Genomic DNA, 13,851 nt, shown 5'->3' with positions numbered 1-13,851 from the left:
GTAGTCGTTAGTTAAGCGCAGGAGGTTAAAATGGAGCAGTATAAGGCATGGAAGGCCAAATGGATATGGAAGAAAAGAACGGATTTCGCATCGACGGAGGGGAACCACGAGCTCGTCTATTTTCGCAGAAGCTTCGCGGTTCCCGCGGACGGTGCCAGGCTGGTCGTGCAGGTATCCGCCGACAGCCGTTACCGCTTGTATCTGAACGGCGAATCGGTGTCGGTCGGGCCATGCAAAGGGGACCGCAACACCCATCATTACGAGACGGTCGACCTGACCGATCGCTTGCGGCCGGGAATGAATGCGCTCGCGGCCAAGGTGCTGCATTTCTCCGTTTCGGAGCCCTTCGCGTTGGGCGTAGGCGGACCTGCATCCATTTGGCGTTCCAATACGGGGGCTTTTTTCTTGGAGGGGGATCTCGTTGATCATAATGGTTGCGTTATCATGTCGCTCGACAGCGGAGCGGAGTGGCTTTATCTAGAGGACCGAGCGCTGTCGTTCCATCCCGGCGAGTTGGAAACGCTGTATGTCGGCGGCGTCGAGCGAGTGGATGGGGCGGCGTTGCCGCACGGTTGGGAAGAAACGCGATATGACGATCGACATTGGCACAATGCGATGGAAATCGCCGCAGCTTATGACGATACGTACGGACAGCTTACGCCATGGCCGCTAACTCCGCGTCCCATTCCTTCCTTGTTTGAAGAAGAACGCGGTTTCCGCTCAATAGCGAAAATGGAGGGCGCCCAAGAATCGGTGCCTGTCTTCTATCTCTTGGAGAAAGAAGACAGGCAGCAAAGCTTCCAAGTGGCGGCGGGCGAACGATTCACGATCGAATTGGATGCGAACGAGCTAACGACGGGTTATTTGCGCTTGGCCTTAACCGGCGGAAGGGGAAGCCGAATCCGCATCCTGTGCGCGGAATGCTACGAGGATGCCTCGGAATCCACGATACGCCGCAATAAAGGGGTGCGGGACGACGCTTCGAAGGGCATTTTGCTCGGAGAGGAGGATATTTACGTCGTCGCCGGATATGGGGAACTCGCGAAGAATCGTTGCGAGATTTACGAGCCCTTCTGGTTTCGGACGTTCCGGTTCGTGCGGCTTCAGGTCGAGGCGGGCGAGGAGCCGATCGTCATTGAACGATTCTTATATCGCGAGACCGGTTATCCGCTAGAGATCAAGGCGGATTTCCGCAGCTCGGACGAGTCGTTCCGCCGATTGTGGGATATCAGCATCAATACGTTAAAACGCTGCATGCACGAGACGTACGAGGATTGCCCTTTTTACGAACAGATGCAGTATGCGATGGATACGAGACTTCAAGTCTTGTTTACCTATCATTTAAGCGCAGACGATCGTCTTGCCCGCAAAGCAATGTTCGATTTTCACAGCTCCTTGCTTCCGAACGGCATGCTGCAAAGCCGATATCCCTCGCTTTATCCGCAGGTGATTCCTGGGTTTGCAGCTTATTGGATCATGATGGTTCACGACCATTACCGTTATTTTGCCGATCTGGAGCTGGTGCGTCAGTATTTGCCTACGATGGACGCGGTGCTAGGATGGTTCGAACGGCATCTGGATGAACGGAGGATCGTCGGTCGCATGCCCCCGCAGTATTGGTCCTTCGTTGATTGGGTCGAGCAATGGCGAGACACCGCAGGTGTACCCACCGCTGGTCGGAAGGGGCCGATTACTGTCATCAGCATGTTATACTCGGCGGCTTTGCAGGCAGCCGCGGAACTGAACTCCTATGCGGGCAGAACGGCTACGGCGGAAGAATATAGACAAAGGTCGAATAGCGTCAACGCCGCAATCCGCTTGCATTGCTGGTCGGAGAATAAACGGATGTTCAAAGACGGGCCTGATTCGGAGGAATATTCACAGCACGCCCAAATCTGGTCGGTATTGTCCGGTACAGTGCGCGGAGCGGAAGCGCGCGAGCTCATGGAAGCGACGATGCAGGATAAGTCGTTGCCCTTCGTCTCGTACGCAATGGCGTTCTTCCTATTCCGAGCGTTGTCGGAGACGGGGTTGTACGAGCAATCGTTTGCTTTATGGGACATTTGGAGACGTCTGGCGGATCTGAACCTGACGACTTGGGTCGAGGATCCCGTCTCCCAGAGAAGCGACTGCCATGGCTGGGGAGCGACTCCCCTCTACGAGTTTCCAGCGGAGATATTGGGCGTCAAACCGGACGAGCCGGGATTCAAACGCATTAGAGTGTCGCCTCGGCTAGGTCATCTGTCGTGGGCGGAGGGCACGGTGGCGACCGCGGCCGGGCCGGTGTACGTCAAATGGGAATTGGACGGCGAAGGCCGATTCCGCTTGCTTGTGCGGGGGCCTAAGGATGTTCCGGTAACCGTAGAGCTGCCGAACGGCCAAACGCTGACGGTATCGGAGGCGAACCCTTTCGAGATCGCGATCGATATGCATTTATCCGGGACGCCGGTCGGATGACGCAAGCAACATCAACTTGAGGAGGAATGGAAAATGAAACGGATAATCGCGTTCGTAATTTGCTTTTCCTTATGGGTTGCAAGCTCCGTAGCTCTTCCGGGCTCCAATCAGGCGCACGCGAAAGGAGGCGCGGGGGGACACCCCATGCGCTTCCAGCCTGTCAAGACCGCGACGGTCGAAACGCTGAACGGGAATCCTACGCTTCACGTAAACGGCAACCCCCAGCCTCTCGTGGGCTGGTTCCAATGGGACTGGTATCCGAATATGACGCAGACGGCTTCTTATGCGGGCATACGTATCTATCAACCTAGGCATACAACGGGCTTCCCTACGCTGGAAGTGTGGCTGCCCGAGATGGAGCGAATCGCGGCGGAGGACCCCAATGCGTATTTCCTCCCGATCCTGTGGCTGGGAACGGATTTTTCCTTCGGCTTCGACCGGGAAAATACCGCCGAGACGAATGTGGATACGGGCGCTTCTTGGGGAGCGAATTCTTACGGGTCCAAGGAGTGGCGGAATCGGGCCGAGCTGTTCCTGCGCGAGCAGATTCGCCGTTATGAAGCCAGTCCGATGAAAGATCGGATACTCGGTTACATGCTTAGCGGAGGAAGCACCGGCGAATGGTTCAACGTCGATACGTGGGCGAATCGCGATTTTGATCGGAGTCTCGGAAATACGGCGTCGTTCCGCGAATGGCTGAAGATCGCTTATCAGTCGGATATCGGCAAGCTCAGACAGGCTTGGGGCGATTCCGCAGTTACGTTTGAATCCGCTTCCATTCCGTCCAAGGCAAGCGGCGATCCCTTCCTGAATCCCGCGACGAACCGCAGCGTAATCGATTATGTGCAGTATCAAAACGGTCAATTGTCGAAGTTCGTCGCCGAGCTGTCCGGCGTCGTCAAGGAGGAAACGGCACGGGACAAGCTCATGGCCGTATATAGCGGCTATACGCTGGCATTCGGACAATACGGCCCGCTCTCCGGAGAACTGGACTTGGAAACGTTGCTGAACAGCCCGGACATCGATCTGCTCTATTCTCCGCTCGATTATACACATCGCAGCCTCGCGGACGGATTCACGAGCGTTCACGGTGCGATGGATTCGGCCAGGCTGCATGGCAAGCTCTACGTTGGGGAGGACGATTACGCCACGCATATCGGGACGGACACGCATGGGGCTCCTCCGCTGTCCGACGGCGTCGACGGCTCCGTTGCCCTGCTTTGGCGTAACTTCGCTTTTGCTCTGACGAAATCCTACGGTATCCATTGGTACGACGATGCGGGATACGGTGGCTTCAACAATGCCCGCATGGCGAATGAAATCCGCAAGATGAAGCAATTGGCCGATGCCTCCGTGAACCTTCCTCGCAAATCGGGGGCGGAGATCGCATTGGTCGTGGACGAGTTCTCGCAGATGGTTCAATCCGTCTCCGATTCGTCCGTGAACGAGAGATTAAGGCTCATACGTGAGGAGTTGTCTAAGGCAGGGGCCCCTTACGATATCGTTCTGCTGTCCGATGTGTTGGCGGGCAAGGCGGATTCGTACAAGCTGTATCTGTTCGCCAACGCTTATGCGCTGGACGGCAATCAGAGGATCGCCTTGAATCAATGGGACAGGTCGGGAAAAACGATTGTGTGGCTGTACGCTTCGGGATATTGGAAAAGAAACACGTTAGGCCCAGACCGCCGTTCCGCCGATCAGATCGAGGAAGTGACGGGATTCGCGACGGAGGAGTCGGCTCCCCGTTCGTACCGAATTGAGGCCATAGGGGACCCTGCCGAGCCCTTGCTTGCCGGTATCGCCCAGGGCGAGGAATTGGGCGGCTCCGTTACGCAAATCCCGATGTTCTCGGCCGAGGATTCGAGCGGCGTTCGAGTGCTAGGCCGAACTGATGCGCAGGTTACCGCCGCTTATCGAACAAATAGCGGGGGCGGAATGGAGGTATGGATCGGTTCGCCTTCCATTTCCTCGGTGCAGTTGTACCGCAACCTGGCCGACGCAGCGGGTGTTCACCTATACTCCCGAACGGGTCTTCAGGTGAACGCGAACGAATCGTTCACAGCCGTGACGCATCCTGCGGCTGGAACCGATACGATCTATTTCGCGGATGCCAAGCCGAAGTACGATATCATGAACGACCGGACGGTGCACCCCGATCCGGACGGGAAGCTGTCGGTTACGACGGCAGGTCCGCAAACATTGGTCTTTTATAACGGCAAGAAAAGCGATCTTCATCTAAAAGGAGATCACGCATATGCTACGACGCTTGCGAAGCTTGTTGTTCGCGTGTCCGGCGAGACGCTGGAGCATCAGCAATTGGAGGCGAACCAGCCGCGAACGTTGGAGGTAATAGCCGGCTCGCTGCTGAGTCTCGACGTTACGGGAATAACGCCCGACGGCTACTACTTCTATCGGGACGAAATGGCGGGAGCGCCGACTTGGACGAGCAGCGACGAGAGCGTAGCGTCGATAACGACATCGGGTCAATTGTCCGTCCATGCCCAAGGACAAACCGTCATTACGGCTACTTTAGGGGGAATTAGCGGCTCGCTTGTTATCAAAGTGAAGCAGCCTTCCGAACAATCGCTCCTTCTGCTGCTGGAGAATGCGACTTGGAGCACGTGGTCGATGACGAACGGCTGGCATCCGTTTACTTTCGGGGCCGGCAACGGTTACGGAACGGCGAAAGCGATGGCGAATGTCGTATCCGAGAACGGCCAAACCTATTCCGGCGTCTATCGTTACGAGCCGCTGCAGTCAGGCGAGCAGGTTAGCGGGTCGTTGGATTCGCTGCAGATCCCGAACAAGAACGGCGTCAAAGCCGTGGCGACGTTCCGCTATCCGCAAGGAACGCCGGAAGGGACGTACAATTCCCTGATCCTCGAAGGGTACAAGGAAGGCGGCGCCGGAAGCCTGTTCGTGCTCCAGAAGGATCTGTCCGTTACGGGAGCGGGAACGACGATGGAAGCGGATCTGTCCGCGTTCGCGGGACAGAAGATCAGAATAGACGTGAACGTAAGGAATAAATCCGTTACGGCGATTACTTACGGTAAAGTCGATCTGACGGAGCTTAAGCTGGTCTATGAGGACGAAGCGCCGCAGAAGAAGCTTCAGAGCCTGGCGTTCGCCGAGAAGAATAAGACACTGCAAGCGGGTTCGACGGAAGCGCTAGCTGTTCAGATGATCTATAGCGACGGCAGCAAAGAAGCGTGGACATCAACAACGGGCGCTGCCTTCCACAGCAGCCGTCCCGATCTGGTTGCCGTATCGCCGCAAGGCGAAGTCACGGCCTTAGCCAAGGGAACGGCGGAAATCACCTTGGTTACGAATGAATTCGTAGCCAGAAGCTACGTTCACGTCATCGGAGACGATTTTACGTATACGGATTTATTGTCCGTGTACGCGGATGAAGGGACTTGGACGGTCGAGCCGACTTACGCGGCGTTCCCGTTCGGTTCTTCTACGGCTTACGGCGGAGCGTCCAGACCGGCGTCCGTTACGATGGAGGATGGGCAAACGTATACGAATCCGATCTTGTTTGCCGGCAGCGCATCGGGAACGGGAATCAACGGAAGAATCGCCATGCAGGTTCCCGATGAGCAGGAAGTGCATTTGACCGGCAAATTCGGCTTCTTGCACAATCCTGAATATGAAGGACGCGAGGCAATCTTCTACATGCGCTCGTGGGATGCGAAACAGCCGTTCTACAACTCCTATCCCGTGACGTACGACGGGCGGCTTGGCACCTTCGATATCGATGTATCGAAGTTCCGGGGCCAGACGTTGGAGAACACGGACATCTTCATGCTGAAAGCGGACGGAATCGCGCTGGAGGTTGGGTTGGTAGAGTTAGGCTTCCGCGTGAAGCAGCCTGCGCAATCCGAAGCGGTCGGGCTGCTCGCGACTCAGCCGTATTCCAAGCTTGGCATTGGCGACGAGACGGGTTTGGCCGTAACGGAGCTTACGGATAGCGGCGTTTTCCAAGCTCCATCGCTACCGGTCGTTTGGCAATCGGATCAGCCGGATGTTGTAGCCGTCGAGAACGGACGGGCAACCGGCCTGAAGCCTGGTGTCGCGATCGTTCGCGCGAATATGGGCTCGGTTCGCGCAGAGATGATCGTCGAAGTCAGGCCGAATGGGCTGACAATGGGACAAGCGGCTGATCCCTATCGATGGACTGCCCTGGAGAGATTGTCTCAATTCGCCTTAAAGGAAGCGAATACACCTTATCGCTATGTCGGCTTGCGATTAAGAGAGCCCGTCATGCCCGTTCCGATAATCAATCAGCCGCAGCAGGAAGTGCAAACGAACAGTAGGAATTTTACCATTACCGGAACTTCCGCCGCAGGATCGCGGGTGCAAATCTGGCTTGACCGTAACGGAAACGGCTGGCTAGACGATGAAGATACGTTCGTGGGAGAACGGCAGCTGGGCAGCGCGGAGACGGCGTTCGCGATCAAGCTCCATTTCGAGGGGGAGGGGGCTTGGCGGTATTTGGTTACGGGCGCTAACCGTATCGGGGAGCGGAGCGCTGAAAGGGCCTTGCCGGTTCTTAATTACGTCAGAGGCTCCGCCGGTGCTTGCGGACATAATCAATCTCAGGGCAAGGGAAGGGGGGAATGTTCGTTTGGGCTTGATCCATGATGGAGTTGATGAAAAACGCCGGACAGAGCGGTGGTTGGAACCGCTATGGCACGGGGATACGATGTGGTACGAATCATGTATGGTCATATCCGACAATGAGGGGTCTGAACCGTATGTTCCGTTATTGTTCGAACCGGAGAACATCGTAACCGTGCATCATTCCCGGATGGATGTGCAGTACGAGGAAGGGAGGGACTATGCGTTAAAGGATGGCAGGCTGATTTTTCCTCATGGATCCGGCGTTCCGGTCGTTTCTCGACGCGAGCTTATTATGGAGGAAGAGGCGCCGGGAGAGTCGATGCCCGGGAGAGAAGGCGGCTATGTCTTGTTTCATGAAGGAAGCTACTTTCATGATCGCCAGATCGCAGTAACCTATATGCACTCGAGGACAGGGTGGCAAGGTCCCGTTCCTGCGAATCAATCCCGTCTTCTCCCCCATACGGCTAGAAAGCTAGCTAGTGGGGAGAAGTTTAAGCTCGCCGTCTACGGAGATAGCATCACCGAAGGGGCGAACGCGAGCGGCGCGGTAGGCGCGCCGCCATACATGCCGGCTTGGCCGCAATTGGTCGCGCAGGATTTGAACGGCAAGTATCCGGCCGAGGTTCATCTGACGAACATGGCTAAAGGGGGCATGCAGTCGGATTGGGGTCGGGCTAACGCGGGAGACGTAGCGGAGCTTCGCCCCGATCTGACGATTATCGCCTTTGGTATGAATGACGGTACGCATGGGCGGTCTGCTGCGGACTTCAAAGCGAACATCGAATCGATCATGGATACGATCCGTGCCAAGAAGAAAGATGCCGAGTTTGTTTTGGTCTCCCCCATGCTAGCCAATCCTGCAACTTTCTTTGCCGGTAATCAGGCTGCATACGTCGCCGTGCTTCAGCAATTGTCGGGGCCCGGTCGAGCGTTCGTGGATGTCACGTCCTTGCATGCCCACCTATTGCGGCACAAACGTTATGCGGATATGACGGGGAATCATATTAATCATCCGAACGATTTTCTTTCCCGCTTATACGCACAGGCCATAACCGCGATTTGGAACGCTTGAATCGCAGGAGAGGCTGTCCCAAAATGCTCACGAAAAAAAACCAATTTATCATCGGCTACAGCCTGCATCAACGCCTGACAGACACGCGTTGTCTCAAGCCGCATTTAAAAACAACGGGGATTCCGTCGTTTTCTGCTTCGAGGCCTGCAAAAAGTAAGCCTTGAGGTAATCATAATCTGCTCAAGAAAGCGGCAATGGACAAAAAACAAGAAATGGCGATGCCAGGAGTAACATCCTGAGCATCGCCATTGCCTCTTTTGACAGGTTTTATTATTCTTCTTTAGGTGAACCGTCCATCGGGATAGCCGCCGCCGTTACGTTTGATGGAATAATTTGTAAACAGCAGCGCCTGCATCCTGTCGACGGCTTGCTCCGCTTCTCCCGGAGTTCTGAAGTAAGCGACAATTGTCGGTCAGACGATGGGACTGAGCGCCGCTACTCGAACGAGTCGATAACATCGGTTAACAAAACTAACTCCGAAGTGATCGGAATCGAGACTGTTCTGATCCAAGCTCGCGAGTCCAGATCGGCATACATATCCGATATTTTCGTTTCCGTCGTTCCATGAGACAGATGCGTGAGGAAATAAGGTCTCCAGCTCCAATCCGCAAACCGGTAATCGAGATTTATTTTCCAGCCTTCGGGCTCGCTGCGCGAATGATTGGCGGACAACTGAATGCCCGAAGTTCGGCACAAATAAACACGTATGCAACAAGCCTCCAGTTCGGGCAACAGTCGACGAATAGCTTGGTCGGCGAATTCCGCTTCCGCCGTCGTGTCGGCATTGTTGGAGGAACGAGCTTCCAGCAGCTCGCGTATGCCGGATTCGCGAACTTTACCGGCGAGCCGCTGGCCCACCTCCTCCCAAAGTCGTAAAGTTTTGCCGAGGATTTGCCGGTTCGCACTTAATTCTGTCTCGACTAGCGGTGTAAAAGCGTGCTTATCTTGAAAGTCCGCCTGAGCCGGAGAAAATAGATAGCCTTGCACGTAACGCGCTCCTGCCCGAATCGCCCTTCTGAGATCTTGTGCGGTTTCCACGCCTTCGAGCAGCAGGGAGGCTCCGACCTGTTCCGCAAGATGGGAGAACGAGCGAAGAACGCCCAAGTAGCCGTCGTGAGCAGCGCTGTTTTTCAGGAGATGAACATCGACTTTGAGAAAATTCGGACGTATGCGGGCGATACGGTCGAAATTGCTGAAGCCTCTCCCTATGTCATCGATGGCTATCTGACAGCCCTCCGTCCGATAGAGTTTTACGATTCGGGTAAGCTCGCCCATGGAATCTCCGAATTCATCCTCCGTAATCTCTATACAGACGTTGCGAGGATCTACCCTGTATTGCTCCAGAAGCCGCAACGTGTGCAGTTCCCCTGCTTGCTTGTACGATTGGTAAATCCACGAGGGCTTAAGGTTGATAAACAGCATTGGAGGGATGGCCAGTCCGCTTAATTTGGCGATCGCTTGCTCGCGAAGCTGGCGATCAATCTGCAGGTGTTCTTGGACGGGAACTTCGAGGTTTGCGAAGAAGGAGCCCAAGCTGTGTACCTCGCCATCGACCCGCTCTCTGCCCAGCGCTTCATAGCCGACAATTGCACGCGACTCCAATGCGACGATCGGCTGGTAATAAGTCAGCAGTTGGCCTTGCGGGTAGATTGTGGACCATTTACGGTTGTCTGTTATTTCGCTCATAACGGCCCTTCTTTGTTGGGTATGTTAGGAAATGTAACATGCGATATATAGAGAATTGTATAGAGGTTTATGTCATTCTACAATATTTTTTCTTGAGAGACGGGGAAAAGAGTAACTTTCCATATCTTTCAACGTCTATATGTTTGCTGAAGATTTGCTGAAACTTTCGCTGCCGTAATTGCGTTAAAGTAGCAGGATCATCAGTATAAAAACGGCTTGTGCCGTCTTGTGGACGGGGAAGCGTTAGATCGGAGACATTCGGCGCGGAGCCGAGAACTCTCCGTACGCCGAATGTTGGAATAAGCCGCTTGCAGACACACGAAGCTTAATTATTTACTCAGAGAGGATGAGTCAAGTGCGCAAATTTCTTTCCTTGTTAGCCGCTTTCGCTATCGTATTTTCATTCTTTAATCAACCGCAACAAGCCAAAGCCGCCACTCCAATCCGTGTTTTCATCGACGGCCAAGTTCTTCAAACGACCCAACCTCCATTACTGATCGGCGGATATACGATGGTGCCGCTGCGCAGTATTTTCGAGGCGCTGAACGCGCAGGTGATCTGGAACCAGAAGGCCAAGACGGTTACGGCCAAGAAGCGGGATACGACGATCGTGCTGACGATCGGCGCCAGAACGGCCACGATCAACGATCAGACGGTAACGCTGGATTCTCCGGCTCGCGTGCTGCAAGGAAGCACGATGGTTCCGGTGCGTTTCGTCAGCGAAGCGCTGGGCGACGACGTACGCTGGGATAAACTGTCGCAAAGCGTCATCATTACGACTAAGGCAATCCAGCAAGTTGGCAAAGTTACGCAGCTTGGAGTAACGGAAGTTTCCCAAAACGGCGACGGCCGCGATTTGCAGGTCAGCTTCTCGACGCCGTCCGACCAAGCGAATGTCAATGGCTATCGGATTCTGGTCGTGAAGGCGGAGAACGTCTCTTCCTTTAATCTGGCCAAGGCTCTGTCCGTCGGTGCGGCTAATTATACATCCGTATCCAAGTCCGGCTCTTATCAGCGCGTAACGCTAACTGCTCAGAGCAAGGACGTTGACGGAGCGCTGCTTCGCGCGAATCAAGCTTACAAAGTATTTGTCCTGACGTTAGGGACGGATTCGAATGCTCTCTCCGACTCTTCGATCTCGATTACGTTGAAATCGAATCCTGCCGTCGGTCAAGCGACGAACGTTAAGATCGAGGATATCAGCGATTATGCCGACGGCCGCGATCTGCGGGTTTCGTTCTCTAAAGCCTCTAACGAAAGCAACATTACGGGCTACAGAGTGATGATCGTTAAAACGTCCAATGCCTCCAGCTTTAACCTGTCTCAAGCGAACGGTATGTCCAGCTCGTACTATACGACTGTTGCCAAAACGTCGGGGTCGGGCGCGATTAACGTAACGCTGAATTCGAGCGCTCGGGACACTTCCGGCGATTCAATCCGTAATGGAGTCGCGTATACGGCTTTTGTTATGGCAGTCAGCTCGAATACGGCTAACTGGTCGCACTCGCTATCAACCGGTTCGGCATCGACGACGCTCGGAACTTCCGCTCAGACTCCGGTCATTACGGGAGTGGCGGATGTGGACGACAATGGGGACGGCCGCGACCTGCAAGTGATATTCAACAAGCCTAACGACGAATCCAGAATCGGCTCGTACCGTATTTTCGTCGTAAGAGAGGCCGACTACTCCAGCTTTAACCTGACGGAAGCGAATCGCGTGGCTTCCGGCAATTATTACGATCAATACAGAACGGGCAGCAACTACAACATTACTCTTACTTCAAATATGAGAGATACGAAGGGCAACAGGTTGACGAACGGCGTCGCTTATCGTGTGTTCGTCATGGGCGTGTCTAACAACAGCAATTATGCTAATGCGCTCTCGGTGGCTTCCGCAAGTATTACGCTCAAGTATTCTGGAGTCCAGGCGGTAACCAATCTCTCGGTCAGCGATATTGCAGATTATAACAACGGCCGCGACCTGCAAGTATCGTTCACAAAAGTTGCCAACGAATCGTTGATTCAGAATTATCGCGTTTTCGTCGTCAAGGAGTGGAACGCCGGCAGCTTCGGCTTGGCTACTGCAAATGCAGTCACGAATTCAAGCAACTATACGACGATCGCTAAAAAGAACTCGAACATCGTTCAGGCGTTGGCAGCGGGCGCGCGCGACGTGGACGGGGCGACCATTCAGAATGGAGTCGCCTATCGGGTATTCGTGATGTCGGTAGGCACTACAAGCGGCAGCAATGCATTGTCATCTTCATCCGCTTCAATCATCCTTAACAACAATAATGTCACGGCAGTAACGAACGTCGCTGTTAGCGATGTCGCCGATTACAACAACGGTCAGGATTTGCGTGTATCGTTTACGAAAGCTGCGAATGAGAATAACATCGCTCACTATCGGGCTTATGTCGTGAAGGAAAATGCGGCGCCTTCTTTTGATTTGAATTGGGCTAATGCCGTATCGCACTATACAGTCATCTACAAGAAAAACGCGAATATTAGCCAAGAGTTGAATGCCGATTCGCGCGACATCGACGGCGCGCTGATCCAGAACGGAATCAAGTACAAGGTGTTTATTCTGTCGGTAGGTACAACGAATGCTTATGGCAACGCGCTATCCGCTGCTTCGGCCACGATTCTGCTGGAGAACAAGGGTACAGTGACAGCTGTTACGAACGTCGTGGGAACTGATGTTGCCGACTACGGCAACGGTCAAGATCTGCAAGTATCGTTCACGAAAGCTTCGGTAGAAACGAACATCGGGCAATACAGAATTTTCGTTGTACCCGAGGGCTGGGCTAGTCAGTTCAACTTGAGCAAAGCGAACTCGACCACGGGATACACGGTGGTCAATCCTGGCGCCGCGACGAGCCTAACTTTAGCTAGTGGCGCAGTGGATACTAACGGTCAACTTATCAAAACAGGTGTGCCTTACCGAATTTTTGTCCTGTCGGTCGGTATCGGTGTTTCTAACGGTGTGAATGCTCTGTCCGTTGCTTCTCCGGCAGTGACTTTGACCAATAACGTCGTACCAGCAGCATCTGAAGTGAAAATTGAAGATGTCGGCGATACGAGCACTACGGGCAGTGGAGCAGACATGCAAGTTACATTCTCCAAAGCGTCAGATGAGACAAATCTGAATCATTATCGTGTTTTTATCGTCAAGACTGCTTATGCGTCCAATTTCCCATTGTCTACAGCTAATGCGACAACGACTCAGGGACTTTACACGGTTGTAACTAAAAGTGGAAGTTCTCAATATTCGTTCAGACTTGCCTCCAACGCAGTCGATGTGAACGGTGAGCAAATCAAGAATGGTGTTAGTTATAGCGCATTTGTGCTATCGGTGGCTAACAGTGGAGCGAATGCATTGTCTCCAGTATCTAATTCGTTGACGCTTGCAGCAGCATCGACTCCTGCGCCTACAGTGACGAATGTCCTTGCTGAGCATGACGGTAACGGGAATGTTACGGTGAAGTACACAGTCCCGACAAGTGAGGTTGGTGTCTCTCGGTATGCTGTATTTTTGGTAAGGGAGTCGTCTACTCTCTTTACTGAGAACGATGCGATGACCGGTTATACTAATAATTCCCTGGTCTATACGGCGGTTGAAAAAGTCCCAGGACAAACTCAGGGGCAAGCAATATTTAATCTTGGGAGTAAGAGTACGGATGGTGCTTCATTAATAAGCGGAGTGACTTATACCGTCTACGTACTGTCTGTGGCAGATCAAGCCAACGCTAACGTACACAAACTTTCAGCATCAACCGCAACTGTCAATCTCACACAGGCTGGATCGACTCCGGCACCTTAAGCGCCTGTGACGTCTCAAGGAGAACAGACGCCGCCGGTAACGCCTTAACGTCTGGGAAAACTAGCGTTCCTATAAGCTAAACAAGAAGCAGGCGCCCCCAACCCGACCCGCACGAAGATAGCGGATCGGCGCAGGCTGGGCGCCTGCTCTTCTTTTTACACCGGCGAAAATGTGATTTCGATTGGCGATC

The 13,851-nt window shown here is 53.9% G+C and carries 5 protein-coding genes; 4 read left to right on the top strand and 1 reads right to left on the bottom strand.

The annotated features are described in order from the left end of the window. Positions 1-30 precede the first annotated feature (30 nt). From DFP98_RS35690 to DFP98_RS35680, 3 genes are read left to right on the top strand one after another with little or no spacing between them, the layout of a single operon-like run. Positions 31-2,457, top strand: coding sequence for an alpha-L-rhamnosidase-related protein (locus DFP98_RS35690; RefSeq protein WP_116065415.1), 2,427 nt, complete (start codon positions 31-33; stop codon positions 2,455-2,457). A 33-nt stretch (positions 2,458-2,490) separates the two neighbouring features. Next, positions 2,491-7,101 carry an Ig-like domain-containing protein gene (locus tag DFP98_RS35685; RefSeq protein WP_116065414.1) on the top strand — a complete coding sequence of 1,537 codons (4,611 nt, stop codon included), beginning with the start codon at positions 2,491-2,493 and terminating at the stop codon, positions 7,099-7,101. Further along, complete coding sequence (locus DFP98_RS35680; RefSeq protein ID WP_220377220.1) at positions 7,085-8,152, top strand: SGNH/GDSL hydrolase family protein; 1,068 nt, start codon at positions 7,085-7,087, stop codon at positions 8,150-8,152. The genes DFP98_RS35685 and DFP98_RS35680 overlap by 17 nt, the downstream gene beginning before the upstream one ends. 435 nt (positions 8,153-8,587) lie before the next feature. Here DFP98_RS35680 and DFP98_RS35675 read toward each other — a convergent pair whose 3' ends face one another. Continuing rightward, the gene (locus DFP98_RS35675; protein WP_116065412.1) at positions 8,588-9,838 is read right to left on the bottom strand and encodes an EAL domain-containing protein; all 1,251 of its coding nucleotides are present in this window, start codon (positions 9,836-9,838) and stop codon (positions 8,588-8,590) included. A 355-nt stretch (positions 9,839-10,193) separates the two neighbouring features. Between DFP98_RS35675 and DFP98_RS35670 the strand changes: the two genes are divergently transcribed. After that, positions 10,194-13,661 carry a copper amine oxidase N-terminal domain-containing protein gene (locus DFP98_RS35670; RefSeq protein ID WP_181918148.1) on the top strand — a complete coding sequence of 1,156 codons (3,468 nt, stop codon included), beginning with the start codon at positions 10,194-10,196 and terminating at the stop codon, positions 13,659-13,661. Positions 13,662-13,851 lie beyond the last annotated feature (190 nt).

Origin of the sequence: Cohnella phaseoli (genome assembly GCF_003386235.1) — a bacterium.
Classification (GTDB): Bacteria; Bacillota; Bacilli; order Paenibacillales; family Paenibacillaceae; genus Cohnella; species Cohnella phaseoli.
Note: the sequence above shows the minus strand (reverse complement) of the source record. Positions and strands in the feature narration are given on the sequence as shown.

Bases quoted from the DNA above. Each gene is read 5' to 3' on its own strand.
- DFP98_RS35690 (WP_116065415.1), top strand. From the start codon at position 31: ATGGAGCAGTATAAGGCATGGAAGGCCAAATGGATATGGAAGAAAAGA.
- DFP98_RS35685 (WP_116065414.1), top strand. From the start codon at position 2,491: ATGAAACGGATAATCGCGTTCGTAATTTGCTTTTCCTTATGGGTTGCA.
- DFP98_RS35675 (WP_116065412.1), bottom strand. From the start codon at position 9,838: ATGAGCGAAATAACAGACAACCGTAAATGGTCCACAATCTACCCGCAA.